Below are 20,407 nucleotides of genomic sequence, written 5' to 3'. Positions count from 1 at the left end.
CCTTTGTTTGTCTCGACAGATGATCAAATCGCATCTGAATCGAGGAATAGGTTGACGTGTGCGGCAAATCGTTCGGGGAACTGGAACAGATGACCGTGTCCAGAATCCGGATAGACGATCAATTGTGCGTTCGGTATTTTTTCGGCCAAAATGTAACTGTTCTCAGTCGGCACCATGACATCTTTAATCCCATTCGTCACAAGGACCGGTTGTTCGATCGCATGTAGCCATTCATAGTCTTCGTCCGGCTTTTGTTGCGCCCATTTCGCAACGGCTTGTAACTGTGCACCCTAAGTATGATAAAAACCTGTTGATGTTTTTTAGAATGAACGTTCTAAAACAGGTAAAAAAAGAAAGTCAGTCCAACACGCTGAGTGCCAGCGCGATGATGCTTTCTAATTCTTTTTGCGTGTAGTTCGTTTTGATCAAGACACGAAGACCGATCAAGTTGTTGTGCAAGAAACGCGCCGTCTGTTCCGCATCGATGTCGGTTGACAGTTCGCCAGTGCGTTGCCCTTGTTGAATCAACTCTTGGAACATGTTCTCGGTCCGATGGAACATCGTCGTCGCCATCCGGTCGATTTCTTGGTCCAAGAGCGACAATTCGACGGCCGCATTGACTGATAGGCACCCTTTCGGATACGTTTCAGAAGACCGCAGGATGAAGCGGAACACGTCCTCGATGGCTGATTTGATGGACTCATGTTGATGAATAATCGTCTCCATCTCATGCGTGATGAATTTTTCATACTCGCCGAGCGATGCTAAGAACAACGAGCGTTTGTCGCCAAACGTGTCGTAAATGCTTCTTCGATGAATCCCCATATGGTCGACCAAGTCTTGCATCGATGTTTTCTCATACCCTTGTTCCCAAAACAATTCCATCGCTTTCTTTAATACAATCGTTTCGTCAAACTCTTTACTTCTAGCCATCTCGATCCTCCTTCGGTCACCACACAGTTTTAGAATGAACGTTCTAACTACACCCTCACTATATCCTTTCTAGAACGATTAGTAAAGAATGAAGTTGATTACACGAAAGAAGAGGAGCATCATCCTCCCGGGACGACGCTCCTCTTCTCGTGATTATCTCTCCAATCGTTAGGAACAAGTTTCCACTGTCGATTGGAGAGCATATGCTGAACGGGACCGTTCAGCATGTTTACAGCCAGACTGGTAAAGAAAAGAAAACCAAGAACAATACGGTCAAGACACCGACGACCGGACTGAGCGAGCGATAGCCCTTCTTGAACAAGACGATCATCGTATAGGCGATGAAGCCGAGCCCGATGCCATCGACGATGGAGTACGTGAACGGGATCATGATAATGACGAGGATCGCCGGGAAGGCCTGCTCCCAATTGTCGAGTGGCAGATGTTTCACGTTCTGGAACATCATCATGCCGATGATGATCAAGACCGGCGCGATCGCCGTCACCGGAATGATCGCGAACAGCGGCAACAGCAAGAGCGAGACGACGTAAAGACCTGACGTCACGAACGACGAGATGCCGCCGCGTGCGCCGACCGAGATGCCGGCCGCGACCTCGACCGTCGAGACGGTCGGGCTCGAGCCGAACATGGCCCCGGCCATCGTCGACAATCCTTGTGCGATCAAGCCTTTCGGGGCTTGATCGTCCTTGCCGATCGCCCGAGTCTGATTCTGGATCAGGCTGATGTTCTCGATCAACAAGACGAGCGTCAACACGCCGACCGCGATCAAGAAGATCGGTGATGTCGACTGCGCGAACGACACGTTGCCGAACACGGTCCCGAACGACTCGAAGAACGGTGTGAGCGCGAACTCACCTGTCCAGTCGAGCGTGCCCGTGACAGCGCTCAAACCGACACCGAACGCGATCGTCCAGAGGAAGCTGCTCGGTCCCATCTTCAAGAACAAAAGAATCGCGACGAATAGCGTCAGGAACGCGACCTGCACCGGTCGCTCCCCAAGGTCTCCGATGTGGAGCAGTGCCCCACCACCGCCCGAGACGATCCCTGCCGCTTCGAGCCCGATCAAGATGAGGAACAGGCCGAGCCCGACCGTCAGTCCGTCATGAATGATCGGCGGGAACGCGTTCGCGAGTTTCCTCGCCACTTTCGTCACCGTCATGAGGACGACGAGCGCCCCCGAGACGAGCGAGACGGCGAGCGCGCTCTGCCAGCTCAGTCCCATCTGCAAGACGAGCGTGTACGTGAACAACGCGTTGATGCCCATACCAGGTAGGAGCAACAACGGTAAGTTGAACAGTCCCGCGATGAACGTCCCGATGATACTTGTCAAAATCGCTCCGACGAGCGCTCCCTCGAACGGGAGTCCGGCTTGTGTCAAGATTGCCGCATGTACGGCCGGGATGTATGCTGTCGCCAGAAAGTTCAGCACGCCCCCGTATGTTTCTGTTTTCCATTCTGTTTGTTTTGCCATAGGAATCAATCCTTTGTTGGCACCCTCACCCACCCATGTGAATACACACGAGACTTATTATATCCTGTCTGACTTCAGACATGCAACACTATCATAGTTCAATTCCATCTTTGGACCCAATGTTGAGACGACTCCATCTAAAGGTTCATTTTATAAAATAAGAACAAACGTTCTTGTTTTTAGCATCTTTTTTGCGCGGAATCTGCTATAATAAAGAGGCAGGTTAACGCAGCAATAGTGGGGTCAGCCGTCAATTCCGCAATGGAGGAAGGCGGTGGTGCGGATGGAACAACTGTGGAATTGGGTCGGCGATTATGTAATCGTCCCGATTCTCGCTCCGATCATTGTTCACTTGGTAATCCACCAATCATCCGATCGTGCAAAATCTGAACGCACAAAAAAATGACCCCCTCGGCGCAATGAGATGGGTCACTTTCTGATTCACTAACCATTGTGGCGGCTGGGCCACTTTTGAAGTGGTAGCCTGTAAGCCAGAGGCCGGTGTATCGAGCACCGGTCTCTTTCTACTTGTATCATACCATACTGGTTCCCATTTTTCAGTAATAGAAACACCAATTGATTTTAAATTAGTTAAGAAATAGTATTATCCATTTCATCTGAAACTTCAAAGCGGCTGGGACCACTCGTGGACTACTTTGATGTATAAATTATATCGCAGTTTCTTGGGAACGTCTTATACTTTAAGACTATTTACCAAGCTCTATGGGTCGTCCCGACCCTGACAATTCAAGAATTTCAATTGTAATAACACTTCTTTATCATTTATTTAGATATTAGTAACACCAGTGAACTACTTGCAACTTGGCTGCTTCGCATCCTGAAGTACGAGCTGCTTGGGAAGACCGTGCTTTTACTAGCTACGGTTATGGGCCAAGCTCGTCGGGCAGTCCTTGCCCTGAAGACATGATTTCCTCGGCGAGGCGCAACAGGTTGAGGCTCGCGTTGACGTCGCGGTCGTGGTGCGCGCCGCACGCGACACACGTCCACTCCCGGATGTCCAATCCTTTCTTGCCACTGTTCTCGCCACAGCGCGAACAGATTTGGGTTGAGGCGAACCATGGGTCGGCCTTGATGAGCGTGCGGCCATGGGTCCTCCATTTGTAGGCGAGCTGGCGGACGAACTCGCCCCATCCGGCGTCCCCGATCGACCTCGCCAGGCGCCGATTTTGCATCATCTCCCTCGTTCGGAGTGTCTCGACCACGACGACTTGGTTCTCGTCGACGATGCGTCGCGACAGCTTGTGGAGGAAGTCGTGTCTTCGGTTATTGACCTGCTCGTGTCTCTTCGCGAGGAGAATCCGTGCCTTCTCACGGTTCTTGCTTCCCGGCTTCTTACGGGCGAGCGCGCGCTGCGCCCGTTTGAGCTGCGCCTCGGCCTTTCGCAGGTTGCGCGGGTTCGGGATTTTCTCCGTAAAGAGCGCGTCGTTCGTCGTGGAGGCGAAGTGTACGAGACCGAGGTCAATCCCGATCCTGTGCGCGGCCGGGACCCATGGCTCGTCGGCCTGCTCGACGAGGAGCGACACGAAGAACTTACCCGTCTTCGTCATCGACACGGTCGCCGACCGAATGTCACCGTCGAAGTCGCGGTGCTGCTTGAAGCGGATGAACCCGACCTTGGGGAGCCGGATGCGTCCGCCCTCGATGCGGATCGTGCCTTGCTGGTTGTTCGTCGTGTAGGACGCACGCGACCTCCGTTTTGATTTGAACACCGGGAAGCCGGCCGTCCCGGCGAAGAACTTCGCGAACGCCGCGTCGAGGTGTAGCTTCGCGTTCGCGAGCGCGAGACTGTCCGCCTCACACAGGAACGGGAATAGCGGCTTGTAGGAGGCCGGCGTCGGCGGCTTCCGCCTTGGTTCGTTCCCCGCCTCCGCCTCCTTGTGGATGGTGATGTGGTCCTCAAGCAGCTTGTTGTAGATGAAGCGGGCGCAGCCGATCGTCCTGACCAGGAAGTCAGCCTGGGCCTCCGTCGGGTAGAGCCGGTATTTGTAGCCCTTCAGCATGCCTCCGCCCCTCTCGGCCAAAATCGTGATGCGTCTCTTCCTCATCCGATACCCCCGGAGGAGGCGAGGAAATCTGACGGAATCACGAACTTTTGTTCGTTATGTTTGTCACAGGGATGACCGTGATAATGGGGGACGGGCGATTCATCTCAATCCTACGCTGGACCATGACCGAGCCGCTCAGTGGAGCGAGAACTCTCGCCTAATATATTTAAGATTCGTTTGCTTAGTTATCGTCTAGAATGAATAAGGACAACCACGACTCCAATCAATTATGATTATTTTAAACTAAATCATCCCTTCCTCATTTTTGTACTGAATACATACCTTACGTTTTAGACAATAGTCCCAATGCCTATACTCACAGACAGCAATTAGAAATTTAGCCCTGCCTTTTCGTGTGTTGTACGTTATAGCGTGAGAACCAGGCGAGCATGGCGTCCGCCTCTTGGCGCGGGATGTCCTCAATCGACTCGACGGATAAGAGACCGCCGCGCGTCGACAATTGGACGTTACATAATCCAAAGCGGCGTTGGAGCGGCGTCTGCGTCACTTCTACCCGTTCGATCCGAGGTTTATCAGTTAAAAACGAACGGACGTTGAACGCACCTGTCCGAAGCTCGATGAAGTCATCGTTCCGAGCATAGCGGGTCGTCATGTAGTTCAACACGCGGCCGCTAATGATGATGGCCCACAACAAGACGAGCCACCAGGCGTAATCGCGGAAGAAATAAAGGACGACGCCACTGATGATGAGACCGAACCAACTGATGCGCATCAACTTGATCCAAAGCGAACGTGTCGGCAGACGATGGAGCGTATCGGCCCATGTGAACTGATTGAAGTGTTCGTTCAGCACGGCCATCGCCTTGTTCCGTTTTACGAACGGAAGAATCGTCGACGACTCATCTTTTAACTCGTCCATCGTGCCCGCTGCGACGAGCTCGACACCGACGATATTGAACCAGCGCCGGATGAACGTTTCTTTGATGCGGATCGCTTGAATCTTCTCATACGGGATTTCTTTCGCTGAACGGTTCAAAAGTCCTTTCTCGACGCGGACCCGGTCACCTCTTCGTTCGAGGTGGAAGTTTCCATACTTCATGAAGTTGATGACAGTCCCGATGATTAAAGACATGATCAGAATCGTCAGGACAGATAATCCTAGCGCGATGAACGAGGCATGGACGACCCAGTCCTCGATTTGATTGAACGTTCCATCAAGGTTGATGAAGTCATCGATTGAGGACACGACTGTCGAAGCGACCGGGAAGATGGCGAATACCGACAGCGATGTCAGTGATGCGATGATGATCTCGCGTGTCGACAAGGCATAGAGCATGACGCCGGCCGGTTTTTCCGTCACGGCTTCGATTGCTTCGCCTTCGAGTGTCGGTTCGGTCTCGGTCTTGCGTTGCCGCGATTGGTCGAGGATGTCCTCTAACCGTTGCGCTTCCTGTGGGAGCACCCCGGCCAATTTGAACGAGGCGTCATCACTGTTCGCGTTCGTATCGAACGTCAACTCGACGACACTGAGCAGACGATAAAGGAACGGGCTGTTCGAATGGACGCTTTGAATTTTATAGAGCGGGAGCGACTTCTCTTTTTTGATCCAATTCCCATCGATGATATACATCGTCTTGTCGTCCAAGGCGTAGCGGAAATTACGCCAGCCGAAGAATTTTTGAATCACGTCTAGTAAGAGAAAAAGCAAGATCCCGACGCGCAAAATGATGCCGAACGTCGAACTCCAGTCGTTATTGATCACAAACAGCAGTACGAGCGGGATGATAAACGACTTGATGACCTCTAAAACACGTAACAGTAAAACGCGAATCGGTAGACGATGCCAAGTGAGCGTCGCTTCCGTCATACGACATCCTCCTCTTCAATCCGGGCGTAGACCGCGATTTGTTCACGGAGCGTCTTCGCGAACGACTCTTCGATCGCATAGATCTCATGCGACCCGGCCGCGGTGCCAATCGTGATCGTCTGCAGACCATATTTCCGGAGCAACGGCCCTTGCTGGGCGTGGACGTATTGCACTTTCGTCATCGGGATCAACACGTCGTGTGTCGTGATGATGCCATGATGCAATCGTATCTCGAGCGGTTTTACGTCATACGTGAAGCGTTCTTGTTTCCACTTTTGGAACACGATGATGTCGATCGCGCTATAGATAAGATCGATGGCGAGCAAGGCGTACATCGTGTATTGAAGCCACGTCGGCCAGTCAAAATAGAGCGAGGCGACGACGAGACCGCCGGTGATGACGAGCCCGATCAAGTAAAAGATGGCGCTAGACAACCGGAACACGGTCCGTGCTTCGATCGGTAGTTTTCCGCTGAGTGATGCTGGTACTGTTTCTATGTCTGACATTGGTGTTTCCCCCTATCCGTTCGGACGCGTTGTCCGTCTCTCTTTTAGTATACGTCGTTTATTTGAAAAAAGTTTCACCTTGATACTGTGAAACTGTTCAACCTGTCCCAATCGAGGTCTGACTCGTCGGACCTGACGCGGATGTTCCAGAACTTCATCATATGCTGTAAATGAGTCTGCATTCGCTTCTCTCCGCATCGCTTAAGATTTCTTTATTATACGACGAATTAAAAAGTTGGTGGTTAACAGCCTCTAAATGTATTTAAATTCAATTATTGACATTATTTTTTTATAATGGAATATTTAAGTATAAATTAACTTACTCTACTGAACTCGTTTGAAAGATTGATTTATGCTTTTACCTTTTCGAAGAATAAAATGAAGGAGGGTTTATGCAGAAAAGAAGAATGTATTATTTCATCATATCGACCTTGATCATCGTCGCTTTAGTTAAGATCGGGGGCACTTTCCTATATGGAATGATTGTAGATCGTCCCACCCAACAAGACATGTCTGGGAAGCCAAGGTATATTGACGGTGAGCCGGCAACCTTTAAGGAAAAAACAGAGAATCTTGAGGACACTAATGATATACCGAAATGGCATAACCTTTTGTCGAAAGAACGCTTTGAGAAAAAAATTACCGGTGAGAATCAAAATACTGCTTCAGACGTCCTGAAATGGGCCGTTATAGCTTTCTTGATCATTTTATTTCTCAAGTACTACAAGCGAGTACGGGATTGGTGGGATAAGCGGCGCCGCAAAGCGACTCTGTCCTCAGATGACGAGAGACCATTATCAGCGCAAGCCAACATGAACACAGTGTCCACGACCACACCAACCGTTTTCTATGCCTCTGATACCGAACTTGGAAAACTACTCGTGGCGTTGAATGACGCCTTGAGCGACGCTCAAAAACGAAAACCACATGAGACCGTCTCAGAGTGGTTTGCACGCATTCGATTCGAACAATCTGTGAAACCTTATGCCGATGTGCGATATGGAGAACTGGACGTGATCGACGAGCGCTCACTTCATGACTTCAAAGTATCTGTCAGACAGTACATACAACACCATAAAGGAGAGAAATCTTGATGAACATTCGTGCGATGATCGATGAAATCAACCAAGTTTATTTGGGCAACCCGAAAGTGGTCGAACTGTGTGTGACGTCGCTGCTGGCGAACGGACATGTGCTCTTGGAAGATGTCCCTGGTACCGGGAAGACGATGCTGGCAAAGACATTGGCGACGAGTTTCCATGGCGACTTTTCAAGGATCCAGTTCACAGCCGACTTATTACCATCTGACATTATCGGTTCGGATTTTTTTAACCTGAAGACGCAAGAGTTTGAAAATAAGCAAGGCCCGATTTTCTCCAACATCGTGCTCATCGATGAAATCAACCGGGCCGTCCCACGTACGCAGTCCGCGTTGCTCGAAGCGATGGAAGAACGACAGGTGACGGTCGGGGGCAAGACATATCATCTACCTACCCCTTTCTTCGTCATCGCGACGCAAAATCCGATTGAATCATCCGGCACATTCTCTTTGCCTGATGCGCAGCTTGACCGCTTCATGATGTGTCTACATACAGGGTATCCGACTGAGGAATTCGAACTTCAATTGCTAGAGGAATCCGTCACCGAGACCCGTAAGACGGTTTTAGCGAATGTCGACTTCGAGCAACTCTTACAATATCGAGCAGATGCCATGAAAATTCACATCTCGAAAGACGTGTTACGTTATATCGTCTCGATCGCGACCGCGTCACGCAGTCACCGGAACGTTCAGACGGGAATCAGCCCCCGTGCGACGATTGCGCTCTCGAAAGCCGCGCAAAGTTATGCCTATATCCACAATCGTGACTATGTCACACCAGAGGACATCAAGTTCTTGGCCCCATACGTTTTCGCTCATCGGTTGACACTGACGCTCGAAGGCGAGATCAAGTCCTCGAAGGCAATGGTTGTGGAAGAAATCTTGGAGTCCGTCCCGGTCCCGGTCGAGATGGGCATGTGACCGGGATGAACATCTCGACCAATGTATTCTTCTTGCTTGAGAAGCGCATCCAAATCGTCTTGTTTTCAGTGATGCTCATCTTATTGTTCGTGCCGTACCTCTCGATCCTTTCATTCGTTCTCGCTGTTTTTTTGGCGGCAAGTCTTTACATCGAGCGTTACACGAAACGATTGACTGCACAAATGGACGTCACCTGGAGGCAGTACGACTCGATTCTGTTCAAAGACGACAGGTGTAAGTTCACCCTCGACCTGACGAACGTGCACCTGTTAAACGAAATGAGCACGAAAACATATATACGTACGCCGAAGGATGGACATTACGTCGTGAATCTAGAGGGGCATACGGAATCCATCATCGAATTGGACGAGCTGCCGTCTGATTTCGTCTTCGAACTTACAGGTAATCGAAGGGGACCCATCGAAGTAGCTGAAATCTCCATCACGATTAGCTTGCCTCTATCGTTAGGGACGTTGACACTCTATTTGGCTCCCCCTTTACGTTGGACGGTCTATCCATCGATTTCAAGTACTCATGCGCAACGTATCCGGTCACACCTGAAGCTTGGTGAGCGCGTCTCTAAATATTCTCCAATTAAAGATCGGTTATTACAAATCTCCTCGAAGCCCTATGAGGATGAACCGTCCAGACAAATCGATTGGTATGCGACGGCGAAGAAGTCCACCTTGCAAACGAAACTGTACCAGCCGGTCAATCAAGATATGTTCACGGTGTACCTCGATTTGTCAGCTTCGAACGGGATCGGCCTACATCATAAGTTTGAGGAACTGATAGAGGATACGGCATTGGTCAGTCGGGAATTGATTGAAAGCGGCGGGAAAGTCGAGCTGTTTGTGAACCGATTAGATCAGAAAGGGCATGTCAACCACTTGAGCATCCAAGAAGGGGCGAAGCAGCTTAAAAGTATCCTCGCGTTACTCTCCAGTCTATCGGAACAAGATCATTACATGGGTTCAACCCGGTTCTCCCCTTACGTGACGAAAATAAAAAATAAACAAGCTCAGCTCATAAAAATTGCATCAACTAACTGACTTTTTAAAAGCCAAGTTAGCTGATGCTTTTTTTTATTCAAAAAGCAGTTCAACCAGCTGATTATGGTACATCTGTAACTTCACTAACGCTTTCTTTATGACATGACTCATTTCAAACAAGAGATCGAGCGTTATGTCGACTCCTACTATCATCGCCGCATCAAAAAACGACAAAAAAACTGAGCCCGGTGGAATACCGGACCCAGGTTCTCGAAGTCGCCTGACAAATTATTTAGTGTCTAACTTTTTTGTTTCAGTTCACGAGAGCGGTTTTTAGTCTTCAAAGAACCACTTCTTGCGCGGTTCCACTTTCAAGTTGTCGCTATGCTTCTTCATCTCGGTGATGAGGTAGCGCTCGAGTTCGTTCATCGCCTTGACCCAGTTCGTCATCGCCGCGACGAGCGGGACGACGGTCAAGATGAGTTCTTCCTCTTCGTCGCGCATCTTCTCGATCATCAGCTTGGCGAAGTCGAAGTTCTCGTGGATCAAGTCTTCCTCGCGGTCGATGATGTGTTCGTTCTCGAGTTCATACGCCGAGAACAAACGCTCATGCCGACGCAGCAAGTGCCGCATATGGCGCAACAGTTCTTCTTCGAGTTGTGGCGGCAGATGTTCGACCGTCAAATAATCGTCGTACAATTTGTCGAGCACGTGGATGGCGGCACTGTTCGTGTCGATCATCTTCGACTTGAGGACGGCCCGACGGTAGATCGGCGTCTTCTTCTCGAGCCAGCGGTTGGCTTTGATCTCTTCTTCGAAGTAATCATACGTCGTCTTCGAACCGCGATGTTTCTTTTTCGTCTCGTCGAGCGATTCGAACGACGAGCGGCCGCCTTCCGTCTCGGAGAACAAGCGAGCGATCCGGACCGCCATTTGAAAGACGGTCGTGATCTCATCTTCGAGCTTCCGTTCATAGCGCGGCGGGAACAATAACGCGTTGACGAGCAGCGCGACGGTGATCCCCATCATGATGAGCAAGTAACGTTCGCCGGCGAACATCCAAATCGACAAGTCGGACTGGCTCGCCCCTTCCATGATCAAGATCGTCGTCAAGATGACGGTCCGCGTCGTCGACTCGAGGTTCAAGAAGAGCAGGATCGAGATGGCGATGATGATGACGACGCCGATTGCGATCGGTGTCGGGTTCGGTGTCAGCATCAACGAGAACACGGCCAGTAAGGCACCGATCAAGTTCCCTTTCATCTCCTCTAAAAGCCGGACACCCGTCTGATACACCGACGGCAGTAAGGCGAGTGAGGCCGCGAGTGCCGGGACGACGATTTGTTCAAATTGAAACGCTTCGGCAATAAGTAACACCAGGGCGACAGAAATCCCGGTTTTGATCGTTCTAGCTCCAAATCTCATGCGTTCTCGACACCGGAGTGTCTTCCCCCTTTGTACACGTCATGCAATTTTTTTAGCCGACTTCGGCGTGCGTGAAACATTTGCCCTTCGAACCGGTCGAAGTCAGGTCATTTTGCCCGATTCGAGAGCGCTTCCGTGGTATGATGGCGTTGGATATTTTCTTTAATCTTGATGGGGAGGGGTTTACTTGTCAACCATTGCTTTATTTGGAGGAAGCGGCCGCACGGGGATGCGGATGCTTGAACGATTACTGGAGGACGGACATCACGTCCGCCTATTAACGAGACGACCGCTTCAACCGAGGGACGGTCTTGACGTCATCATCGGCGACGCCACCGACCAGGAAGCCGTCATTGAAACGATACAACGTGCTGACGTCGTCATGTCAGCACTCGGCACCGACAAACAAAACGTCTTGTCGCACTTCACCCCGCTCGTCATCGCGGCGATGCAACAGGCAGGACTCAAACGCATCTTGATCGTCGGCACAGCCGGCATCTTACGGGCACACGACTCGGACAACTATCGCTTCGAGACGCGTGAGTCGAAACGCTCGATGACGACCGCAGCCGAGGACCACGCCCGAGCCTATGAGCTGTTCGAAGCCTCCGACCTCGACTACACGATCGTCTGTCCGACGCAATTGATCGAAGGCGAATCTGTCGGTGAGATTGTCATCACGGCCGACGTGTTGGGCACGTTGAACTCAGGCCCGATCTCACGGGATGACGTCGCCGAGCTCGTGCTTCGCGCCTGGAAAGACAGAACATACATCAGACACCGCGTCGGGATCACGACGGAATCATGATTAGGGGATGGGGATTATGAACGAACAACGCATGCGCCTGGCGCAATTGACCGACGTATTTGAAACAGAAGACGAGACCGAGTCGGCCCGGCTCGCCCGGACCGCACTCCGGAAAGTGACGCGTGACGAGATCTGGATCGCCGTCTGCGGTCACTTCTCGGCCGGTAAATCGACGCTGCTCAACAACTGGCTCGGCGACGGGGTATTACCGACGAGCCCGATCCCGACGAGCGCGAACATCGTCACGCTCCGTAACGGTGACGCAAGTGCCTCGGTCGCAATCAATGACACGGACTGGATCCGACTCGGGACCGATGAGCTCGAACATTTAGGTGACTACTGCAAAATCGAAGAGATCAAAGAAGTCGAATACGCCCTGCCGCGCTTCCCGTTCGGAAGTGATGTCGTCTTGATGGACACACCAGGTATCGACTCGACCGATGAGCGTCACCGCCAAGCGACGGAACGGTCGCTCTTCCTCGCCGACCATTTGTTCTTCATGATGGACTACAATCACGTCCAATCGGAGCAGAACATCCAGTTGATGAAACAGTTCAGCGCTGAAGCCCGCCCCTACTCGATCATCATCAATCAGATCGACAAGCACGACGAGACGGAACTTCCGTTTGACGCGTTCAAACGCTCGCTCGAGACGGCGTTTATGCGTCATGCCATCAATCCGGACGATATGTTCTACATCTCGCTCCGTGAGCTCGACCACCCGGAGAACGAGGTTGTCCGGCTCAGGACCCACGTCCAAGCCGTCATCGAGACCGCCCGAGAGCAGAGTGAGGCGCGAGCAAGTCTCCTCGTCGACACGTTGCTCGACCGGTCTGTGCGGTCAATCGAGACAGCGATCGAACAGCTTCCGGTCGTCGAGAAGCAGACGGCGGAGATCCAATCCCGGCTCCAGCGACTCGAGAAGAAATCGACGTGGCTGCAGTCGTTCCGTCGTGAGTTCTTTAAACACCAGTCCCCGATCGTCGTCAGTGCGCCGATCATGAACTATGAGTTCCGTGAACTGTTGCGGGATTATCTGGAGAGTTGTGCACCTGAGTTCAAAGTCGGCCTGTTCTTCTCAAAAGAAAAGACGCGCCAGGAACGTGTGCGGCGTGAAGACGTCGCCGCCAAAGAGTTCAACCGATTGATTGATACGAACTTGCGGCCCCACTTGATCAAATACGCCGAGGACATCGTCCGTGACTTGAAGCTGCCAGAAGCGATCTTGTCTCGTCCCGACACATTGCCGTCCGCACCGAAGACGCTAATCAGCGAGCAAGTGAAGGCCGGGGCGTCACTCAGTGGCGACACGGTCCTCCAGTTCAGCCGTGACATCGAGTCTGCCCTCGCCGCTTGGGTGACGAAAGTGTCCGACCCGTGGGTCACCTCGGTCGAGACGTATCTCGAGGCTGAAGGAAAAAAACGGATCGACCAAATCAAGGCCGAGCAAAACGACTTATATGACATGCTCGATACGCTGGCGCTCCAACGCCGGCTTGCTGAAAAGCAAGCGCTGCTCTCTACTTACGCCACACGTGACATTTCGGAAGACCGGTTGGGCGACCTCGAGACCCGACATTACGTAGAGGCCGACCAGTTACCGAAAAAACAAGTCGAACACCAGCAACAAGAAGTTGCGTCGACCTCGCTTTTGGGCGATGATATTGTTGCTTTTTTATTAGATTTTTCTTACGAGTATGCGGTATGTGAAATATTAGAACGTCATCCGTTGTTTAAGTCACGCGTGAAGTCGTTGCGCCACAAGTTGGCCCGGGCCGAGTCCGAGCGTTACACGCTCGCCATCTTCGGTGCGTTCTCGTCCGGAAAGTCGTCGACGCTTAACGCGTTGCTCGGCGAAACGGTGCTCCCGACGTCGCCGAACCCGTTGACGGCCTCGATCACAAAGATAGTGCCTCCGAACGGTCAAGCCCATAAGAGCGCCTCGATCACGTTCAAGACACGGGACGAGCTCGAGGCGGAACTGAACGGCTACGGCGCTTCACTTGAAGCGCTCAGCATCGACCACCCGTTCGTCAACGCCGTCAAGAACGCTCCTCTGTCCTATCTCGGCAGTGAGCAGTCGGTCGACTACGACACGTTCTGCTCGTTCGTCACCGAGGAAGAGAAGAGTTGCATCGTCAAGGAGATCGAGCTATATGTCGACTCCCCTTGGGCCGAGCGCGGGATCATCTTCGTCGACACGCCGGGCGCCGACTCCCAGTTCAACCGCCACAGCGAGGTACAGTTCGGCTATATGCGCGACGCCGACGCCGTCCTGTTCGTGACGTACTACAACCACGCCTTCACCGAGGCCGACCGCGAGCTCGTCATCCAGCTCGGGCGGGTCCAAGGGACGGGCGGCCATGACATGTTCTTCCTCGTCAACGCGTCCGATTTGGCGACCGATGACGCGGAACGCGATGCCGTGACCGATTACGTGTCGAACCAGTTGACGAAGCTCGGCGTCCGCAATCCGACCGTCCTGCCGATCTCAAGCCGGAACGCCATCCAAGGCAGAGACAATGGTTTCGACCGCTTCTCGGCCAAGCTCGAGCAGTTCGTCGACCATGACCTGCGCCAAGCGAACGCCGTCCGCATCAAAGACGAGACGAGCGCTCTCGTCGCCGCGTTCGAAGACGTCTTACGCGAAGCCGAAGCCGATGCGACTGTTAAAGAAACACATCGTACACAACTCGAACAGTTGCGTGAGTCCGACAACCGATTAAGCGTCACGACGCTCGTCGACCCGTTCACGCGCGAAGTGAACGAACTGCTCGCCCACCTCGAGACGCGCTCCCTCTTCCGGCTCTCGGACTTCGTCAAGGAGACGTTCCATCCGGTCGAAGTCGACGGCTCGAAGGCGAGTCTCGAGCGCGCCCTGACACGCACGCTCGACAAGTATGCGTATGACATTCACCAAGAGCTGCAAGTGTTCCAATATCGGCTCGAGCGCTTCTTGAAGCAAGAGACAGAACGGTTGATCGAGCGTGAGACGCTCAAACTGCGCCCCGTCTTGCCGACGTTATCATACGAAGAAGACATCGACATCGACTGGCTCCGCGACGCCGTCGATCCGGTCACGTTCGAAGCGGACCCGTTCCGTCCCGTGTTGAAGCACTATAAGAACGCGAATCAATTCTTCGAAGCTGACGGTCGGACGAAGCTGCGCGACGACTTGAGCGCACGCTTAAAAGCCGCCGTCCGGGAACAGCTCGAAGCAGTCGGTGCCGCTCAAGCCGAACGGACCGCTTCGCACTTACAATTGCTCGAGACGACGCTCAGCACTGCTTGGAACCGTGAAGTGAACGACCTCGTTACTGGCGAACTGAGCATGCTCACGGACGGACAGTCGTTCGATGACATGAAACAGCGCCTCGACGCACTCAGAAAGGACTGAACGCATGGGTTCATTATTGCTCGTCGGCCTGATCCCGGCCGTCATCATGACGGTCGCACTCGGGTTGTTTATCCGCCATTTGTATCTCAATAAAGAATCATAAAACAAGCCTCGAGCGCGCGCTCGAGGCTTGTTTTTATACATCTGCCGGATAACGGACGTCGATGCGGCGCCGGATATCGGTCATGACGTCAGCAAGCAAGAACATATCGTCAAATGAATGGATCTCGGTCTCCCGCTCCCCTGCCTCAATCATGTTCACGAACGTTTGAATCTCATACGTCATATGGCTCGCCTGTTCTGAACCAAGTTCGACGGTCGTCCCGTCGCGCCCGACGAACGTCAAGCGGTCGAGCGAGGCGATATCGTCGATGACGATGCGGCCCGCTTCCCCGATGATTTCAGACGGTGCGTCCGTGCCGTGAATCTTCGAATGGAGCACGATAATGTCCATGCCGTCATACGACAAGATGGCCGAACCACTCCCGTCGACCCCAGAGTCGAGTTTGACGGCGTTCGCCTGCACGGCGTCCGGCCGACCGAACAGTTTCAAGGCGGGACCGAGGCAATAGACGCCGAGGTCCATGAGCGATCCGTTCGAGAACATTGGATTGAATGTATTCGGGTTATCCCCGCGCTTATACAAGTCGTAGCGCGACGAGTATTGCGACTTGTTCAAGATGACGCGCCGGACGGGACCGACGCGAGGCAGCGTTTGACGCAATATTTGGAAGTTCGGCATGAATAGGTTGCGGAGCGCCTCAAGGAGGACGACATCATGCTGACGTGCCGTCTCGAGCATCAATTTGACCTCGTCAACGTTCGAGGCGAACGGTTTCTCGCAGAGGACGTGTTTGCCATGTCGCATGAACAAGATGCTCTGCTCAGCATGGAGCGAGTTCGGGCTAGCGATATAGACCGCGTCGATGACGTCGCTCATCGCCATATCTTCAAGCGAGGTGAACGTATGGACGATTCCACACTCTTTTGCGAATTCGGTCGCCCGCTCCGCTGTCCGTGAATAGACGGCCGCAACGGTCGCACCTTCGACTTCGTGGATGGCTTCTAAAAATGAATGGGTGATAAAGTTCGTGCCGATAATACCGAATCGAATCATAGGAAGACTCCTCTTTTCTTTAGGTTGTAATGACTTTGCTAAGAATGATCTCGTCATGTAGCGGGATGCCGTGCTCGCCGATCATTGGAATCGACGGTTTTTGTAGGCGGGCCTCATCAACCGCACCAGGGATGATGCCTGCGAGGCGCCAACCCCGCTTTTGATAGAAAGCGAGCGCTCGTAAGTTATCGTTCGTCGTGATGAGCGACATACGCTTGAGCCCATGAAGCCGGCCCAAGCGCTCTACTTCATCGAGTAGTGACGACCCGATGCCGCGGTTTTCTCGCAAACTATCGAGCGAGATGATTTCAAGTTCCTCTTCTCTAATGACATACGTGATCAGCCCGATGATTGTCGCTTCTTCCATCGCGACGAAACCGTCGAGCGTAGCGCAGTCATACGTCCCGGTCGAGATGACCATTTGAGGTGATCCCCACTCAGCGATAAAGACGTCACGCACCGGCTCACGCAGCGTCGGAATAATAGGTCGAATCATTGTCACTCCGCCCCCTGAACGGAAGGCTGCTTCGGTGCGCTCGCTTCCGTATAGATCCGAAATTGTTTGAACTGATCGTCGTAAATGAGCCGAATCGCCCAAGCAAAGCTTTTCACGTACAAGGAGTACAGCCATGATGATGGGATGAGTGTGAGGCGAATTATTACGTCCGTCCCATTCGGAGTCTCGGTCAGCACATAAGTAGACGTCGATATTCCCTGATTCGTCATCGCTAGCACTTCACACTCATAAGGGCGATTCACATATGTCAATTCGGATTCGACCCGAATCTCTTTCTTCTCGAACTGTTGGACCGAGATGAACCGTTTCCCCGTCACGAGTGACGCGTCCCCATCCTCATAAATATTTTCAATCAAATGATCGTTCCATTTGACGATATGTTCATCTTCTGTGAGGCAGGAGAAAACATGGTCGATTGGTGCGTCAATTGTCATGTGGTATGTAGCTACTTCAAGTTGTTTCACCTCAAATCCCCCTTAAGAAATCCCTTTCGGATAACGGATATACTGTCGTTGCCCCTCGATGATTGCTTTATTTTTATTAATTAAGTGGTCATAATTCAACTTAACCATTTGGTCAAAATCATTGGCTTCGAGCACGTTTAAAGCGTCCATGTTCTTCTGCATATTTTCTTTGCCGACCGCAATCCCTTTGATGAATTTCTTTTCTTCTCGAGACAGACTTGACCACTCTTGTGTGTTTTCAAGAAACGCCGCGAACGCTTGAATGGCTTCACCCTGGCTCGTTAAAATCTTCAACGTTTGATGTTGATAGATGTCTGCTAGCACGGCGAATTCTTTAATCTTAGTCAAATCCGTGTCCGTAATGTGTTTTCGGATCAATACGTCATCGTTATAGTACGCCGTATAGTCACGAAGCACCTGGTTATACGCTTGTTGAACCTCCCAAAAATCTTCAAATGCGTCTCTCCCCTGCTGAACTTGTGGACTCGCATTAACAACCGGTATGCTTAACGGTTTCGTGTAAAAAGTAATCGGAATGTTTAAGCGTTCCGTCGCCATCTGAGATAGGTTGCCGCTTAAATCGGCAAAATAAGACAGGTTTGGCTGCGCAATCAGTACTTCGTCTACTTTCTCATCCCCGATTGTAAAGTAGGCGCTTGCCACCGATTGATTGTTTCGCGTAAAGCCTGCCATGTAGTATGGCGTTCCGTTTACCATCCAATAGACCGGATTGACAAAAACGCCTTCGGTCCATTTTTTATGTTTCTTTGCCTTTTTCATCAGTAACTTCGTTGTTTGATCCCACATCGTTGAATCTCCCCTTCTTGTCATGTTGATGACTGTTCGACGTCCCCTCGTGTATGTAGCCCCTTTGAGTTGCTCCGACTCAGTTCTCTTACATCGGTATAGTAGCCCATTTCCTTTTCATAGAAACATATTTTGGACTTCGTTCAAGCCAAACCGTGACGGCAGACCATTGCATGATTTAGACAAGCTCCTTTTCAAAACAGACATACCGTTCATGCCCTTTCGGTTTCGAATCAAAATGGACGTTTCCGCGTTCGACGTAACCGTGCCGCTTATAAAAGTTGCAAGCTGCTTCATTCCCTGTGAAGCTGTCGAGCCGGATACTGGCATAGCCTCGCTCGACAGCCAATCGTTCCGAGAACTCGAGCACGTTTCTTCCGAGACCTTTGCCTTGCCCCTCAGGATGTACCATCAAGGAATGGATGACGAGCGGGTTATCGTGACGCCAGTCGATTTCTCTCCATTCCGGCGACTGTAATTCATCGATTACGACGACTCCGAGCAACTGCTCACCGTCTTTCATGATATAGATAGAGCCTTCTTTGATACAATCCTCGAAATAGGCGCGGTTCGGGTACGTGTCGTCCCATTGGAAAATCTGTCTGTGGAGCAAATCGTCTTTACAGGCGAGATACAGTTGTTCGATTGCATTCACATCTGATGGTTTGGCTAAAGAGATTGTGGTCATTCCAATGCTCCATTCTTAAAAGTGACTATTTTTTATTGATCATCCGCTCATATTTTTTATACTCGTCATGGGACATGCTTAGACCGAGCAGCTCAGCGATGGTGTCTTGTCGCCACGTGGTGGGATTGAAATATTGTGATCCCGTATTGAACCAGCGCCCCTTTTGATCGAATCCCCATGTATCCTTCACTCGGTCAAGTCCTTGCTGGATGAGCATCTTTCCTTCTGCAGAATTAGAATAAAGGTGGCGCTTCCCGAGCCATAAGTAAGGTTCTGGTGTCCAAGGACAGCGTTCGATGGCGAGTTGATAACAGTGCTGCTTCAGATTTTCGCCAACGCAATGCAAAGCAAGCCACTCACTTCTTCCGGTCCTTGTTCGATGAGCGACTCTGCCAAGGCGACGTCCTCATCCGTGATGACAAAGTCATTCCATCCCGTCCAATATAAGGCGAGCGCATAATAGAACGTATCATTCGGATGATATGTATAGGCGGTGAGAGCGAAGCTGTTCACCCGTGCAAAATCTTCGATTGTTTCAATTAACTTATACCCAATGAGCCAGTCCCATCGGCTTTTATCAGTCGGGTCCATCATCACGTGGTCAATCAACAGCTGTTCGATACCCTGGGTATGTTGAAGGTAATACTCGAGCTGTTTGAACTGTTTTGCCTCAACGTATGCATTGATGCAATCCATCATCGCTTGTTGCTCCGCCGAAAGAACCTCGTTTCCTGAGTACAGCTCAAAAATATTCCCTACCGTGTAATCATTCAAATTGGGCTCTCCTCTCACACGTCGCTTTCCACAATACGCGCTAGTTCTTCAATCCATTCACGTGTGATGCCTTCCCACTGTTCAACGGCAAGCGGATGATCAGTCGGCTCTAATTCGATAAACGGCCGCATCCCGACCTCTCGGATATGGACATTCGTCTTCAAATTAATTGTATCCGGATAATCGGGCAAGTCTGTCGAAAACCAGCCGAACATCGGTTCAAGTCCGACACGAGCCGGGTCTTCCCACGTATCAAACATCCGAAAGAAGTTATCAGCGCTGAGCGATACCCAGACGTTCCAAGTGAAGACGTCGTCCTCTCCGATAATCTGGAGTTCGAGGCAACCATTCACAAAGAAATGTTCCTCGTCTAGGACGCAGATGTCCTCGGTCAAAAAGACACGTCGCTTCATGTCTTTCTTAGAGAAATCCTCGATATAGGTCGGCATGAGTGAGCCGTATCCAAGCGGTGTGTCGATCGGCGTCTGGCAACCGAGCAGGCACACTCGCGCTATGCTTGCGCTTCTGTTTGAAACAGTTCATCATTTTATGCGTTCTTCTTTAAAAAAATGA

The 20,407-nt window shown here is 51.5% G+C and carries 18 protein-coding genes and 1 pseudogene; 5 read left to right on the top strand and 14 right to left on the bottom strand.

Features of this window, described 5'->3' with window-relative positions:
- Window positions 1-23: 23 nt before the first annotated feature.
- The 6 genes and pseudogenes from EVJ24_RS07555 to EVJ24_RS07525 form a co-directional block, all read right to left on the bottom strand.
- Window positions 24-257: pseudogene (locus tag EVJ24_RS07555) on the bottom strand (alpha/beta fold hydrolase); the annotation flags it as partial.
- 100 nt (window positions 258-357) lie between these two features.
- Window positions 358-933 carry a TetR/AcrR family transcriptional regulator gene (locus EVJ24_RS07550; protein ID WP_131440677.1) on the bottom strand — a complete coding sequence of 192 codons (576 nt, stop codon included), beginning with the start codon at window positions 931-933 and terminating at the stop codon, window positions 358-360.
- Between the two features lie 229 nt (window positions 934-1,162).
- A complete protein-coding gene (locus EVJ24_RS07545; protein WP_016508713.1) occupies window positions 1,163-2,425 on the bottom strand; it encodes an NCS2 family permease in 1,263 nt (420 codons plus the stop codon).
- An 884-nt stretch (window positions 2,426-3,309) separates the two neighbouring features.
- A complete protein-coding gene (locus tag EVJ24_RS07540) occupies window positions 3,310-4,446 on the bottom strand; it encodes an RNA-guided endonuclease TnpB family protein (protein ID WP_131440675.1) in 1,137 nt (378 codons plus the stop codon).
- A gap of 382 nt (window positions 4,447-4,828) precedes the next feature.
- On the bottom strand, window positions 4,829-6,319 hold the full coding sequence (locus tag EVJ24_RS07530; protein WP_131440671.1) for a PH domain-containing protein: 1,491 nt from the start codon (window positions 6,317-6,319) through the stop codon (window positions 4,829-4,831).
- On the bottom strand, window positions 6,316-6,825 hold the full coding sequence (locus tag EVJ24_RS07525; RefSeq protein WP_071397497.1) for a PH domain-containing protein: 510 nt from the start codon (window positions 6,823-6,825) through the stop codon (window positions 6,316-6,318). The genes EVJ24_RS07530 and EVJ24_RS07525 overlap by 4 nt, the downstream gene beginning before the upstream one ends.
- A gap of 392 nt (window positions 6,826-7,217) precedes the next feature.
- Between EVJ24_RS07525 and EVJ24_RS07520 the strand changes: the two genes are divergently transcribed.
- Genes EVJ24_RS07520 through EVJ24_RS07510 form a run of 3 tightly spaced genes read left to right on the top strand, consistent with a single transcriptional unit; the run spans window position 7,218 to window position 9,897 of the window.
- Window positions 7,218-7,919: a hypothetical protein gene (locus EVJ24_RS07520; protein WP_131440669.1), complete on the top strand. Its 702-nt coding sequence runs from the start codon at window positions 7,218-7,220 to the stop codon at window positions 7,917-7,919.
- On the top strand, window positions 7,919-8,845 hold the full coding sequence (locus tag EVJ24_RS07515; protein WP_131440667.1) for an AAA family ATPase: 927 nt from the start codon (window positions 7,919-7,921) through the stop codon (window positions 8,843-8,845). The genes EVJ24_RS07520 and EVJ24_RS07515 overlap by 1 nt, the downstream gene beginning before the upstream one ends.
- Window positions 8,842-9,897 (top strand): DUF58 domain-containing protein, encoded by a 1,056-nt coding sequence (locus EVJ24_RS07510; protein WP_131440665.1) that lies wholly within the window; start codon window positions 8,842-8,844, stop codon window positions 9,895-9,897. Before EVJ24_RS07515 ends, EVJ24_RS07510 begins: the two co-directional genes overlap by 4 nt.
- A gap of 273 nt (window positions 9,898-10,170) precedes the next feature.
- On the opposite strand, the gene EVJ24_RS07505 is transcribed toward EVJ24_RS07510, so the two are convergent.
- A complete protein-coding gene (locus EVJ24_RS07505; RefSeq protein WP_071397493.1) occupies window positions 10,171-11,262 on the bottom strand; it encodes an FUSC family protein in 1,092 nt (363 codons plus the stop codon).
- A 187-nt stretch (window positions 11,263-11,449) separates the two neighbouring features.
- Here EVJ24_RS07505 and EVJ24_RS07500 point away from each other — a divergent pair, with 187 nt between their 5' ends.
- Both EVJ24_RS07500 and EVJ24_RS07495 read left to right on the top strand, forming a co-directional pair.
- Window positions 11,450-12,070, top strand: coding sequence for an NAD(P)-dependent oxidoreductase (locus EVJ24_RS07500; protein ID WP_084812885.1), 621 nt, complete (start codon window positions 11,450-11,452; stop codon window positions 12,068-12,070).
- A 16-nt stretch (window positions 12,071-12,086) separates the two neighbouring features.
- On the top strand, window positions 12,087-15,467 hold the full coding sequence (locus EVJ24_RS07495; RefSeq protein ID WP_236637594.1) for a dynamin family protein: 3,381 nt from the start codon (window positions 12,087-12,089) through the stop codon (window positions 15,465-15,467).
- Between the two features lie 136 nt (window positions 15,468-15,603).
- Here the strand turns inward: EVJ24_RS07495 and EVJ24_RS07490 are convergent, their stop codons facing one another.
- The 7 genes from EVJ24_RS07490 to EVJ24_RS07460 all read right to left on the bottom strand — a co-directional run bounded on the left by EVJ24_RS07490 (window position 15,604) and on the right by EVJ24_RS07460 (window position 20,340).
- Window positions 15,604-16,584: a Gfo/Idh/MocA family protein gene (locus tag EVJ24_RS07490; RefSeq protein ID WP_131440661.1), complete on the bottom strand. Its 981-nt coding sequence runs from the start codon at window positions 16,582-16,584 to the stop codon at window positions 15,604-15,606.
- Between the two features lie 19 nt (window positions 16,585-16,603).
- Entirely contained in the window at window positions 16,604-17,080 is a 477-nt protein-coding gene (locus EVJ24_RS07485) for a GNAT family N-acetyltransferase (RefSeq protein WP_131440659.1), read from the bottom strand.
- A 2-nt stretch (window positions 17,081-17,082) separates the two neighbouring features.
- Entirely contained in the window at window positions 17,083-17,565 is a 483-nt protein-coding gene (locus EVJ24_RS07480) for an SRPBCC family protein (protein ID WP_131440657.1), read from the bottom strand.
- A gap of 12 nt (window positions 17,566-17,577) precedes the next feature.
- The gene (locus EVJ24_RS07475) at window positions 17,578-18,372 is read right to left on the bottom strand and encodes a hypothetical protein (RefSeq protein WP_131440655.1); all 795 of its coding nucleotides are present in this window, start codon (window positions 18,370-18,372) and stop codon (window positions 17,578-17,580) included.
- 178 nt (window positions 18,373-18,550) lie between these two features.
- A complete protein-coding gene (locus EVJ24_RS07470; RefSeq protein ID WP_131440654.1) occupies window positions 18,551-19,060 on the bottom strand; it encodes a GNAT family N-acetyltransferase in 510 nt (169 codons plus the stop codon).
- A 321-nt stretch (window positions 19,061-19,381) separates the two neighbouring features.
- Window positions 19,382-19,834 (bottom strand): hypothetical protein, encoded by a 453-nt coding sequence (locus EVJ24_RS07465; RefSeq protein ID WP_131440652.1) that lies wholly within the window; start codon window positions 19,832-19,834, stop codon window positions 19,382-19,384.
- A 14-nt stretch (window positions 19,835-19,848) separates the two neighbouring features.
- Window positions 19,849-20,340: a DUF2199 domain-containing protein gene (locus EVJ24_RS07460; RefSeq protein WP_236637593.1), complete on the bottom strand. Its 492-nt coding sequence runs from the start codon at window positions 20,338-20,340 to the stop codon at window positions 19,849-19,851.
- Between the last annotated feature and the right edge of the window lie 67 nt (window positions 20,341-20,407).

This window comes from Exiguobacterium sp. SH1S21 (assembly GCF_004337175.1).
Taxonomy (GTDB): domain Bacteria; phylum Bacillota; class Bacilli; order Exiguobacteriales; family Exiguobacteriaceae; genus Exiguobacterium; species Exiguobacterium aurantiacum_A.
The sequence above is the reverse complement of the archived record's forward strand: the minus strand, read 5'-3'. Positions and strand labels throughout refer to the sequence as shown.

Coding starts and splice junctions, on each gene's coding strand:
- EVJ24_RS07470 (WP_131440654.1), bottom strand. CDS start 19,060: ATGACCACAATCTCTTTAGCCAAACCATCAGATGTGAATGCAATCGAA.
- EVJ24_RS07525 (WP_071397497.1), bottom strand. CDS start 6,825: ATGTCAGACATAGAAACAGTACCAGCATCACTCAGCGGAAAACTACCG.
- EVJ24_RS07550 (WP_131440677.1), bottom strand. CDS start 933: ATGGCTAGAAGTAAAGAGTTTGACGAAACGATTGTATTAAAGAAAGCG.
- EVJ24_RS07540 (WP_131440675.1), bottom strand. CDS start 4,446: ATGCTGAAGGGCTACAAATACCGGCTCTACCCGACGGAGGCCCAGGCT.
- EVJ24_RS07490 (WP_131440661.1), bottom strand. CDS start 16,584: ATGATTCGATTCGGTATTATCGGCACGAACTTTATCACCCATTCATTT.
- EVJ24_RS07545 (WP_016508713.1), bottom strand. CDS start 2,425: ATGGCAAAACAAACAGAATGGAAAACAGAAACATACGGGGGCGTGCTG.
- EVJ24_RS07505 (WP_071397493.1), bottom strand. CDS start 11,262: ATGAGATTTGGAGCTAGAACGATCAAAACCGGGATTTCTGTCGCCCTG.
- EVJ24_RS07485 (WP_131440659.1), bottom strand. CDS start 17,080: ATGATTCGACCTATTATTCCGACGCTGCGTGAGCCGGTGCGTGACGTC.
- EVJ24_RS07515 (WP_131440667.1), top strand. CDS start 7,919: ATGAACATTCGTGCGATGATCGATGAAATCAACCAAGTTTATTTGGGC.
- EVJ24_RS07495 (WP_236637594.1), top strand. CDS start 12,087: ATGAACGAACAACGCATGCGCCTGGCGCAATTGACCGACGTATTTGAA.
- EVJ24_RS07475 (WP_131440655.1), bottom strand. CDS start 18,372: ATGTGGGATCAAACAACGAAGTTACTGATGAAAAAGGCAAAGAAACAT.
- EVJ24_RS07520 (WP_131440669.1), top strand. CDS start 7,218: ATGCAGAAAAGAAGAATGTATTATTTCATCATATCGACCTTGATCATC.
- EVJ24_RS07530 (WP_131440671.1), bottom strand. CDS start 6,319: ATGACGGAAGCGACGCTCACTTGGCATCGTCTACCGATTCGCGTTTTA.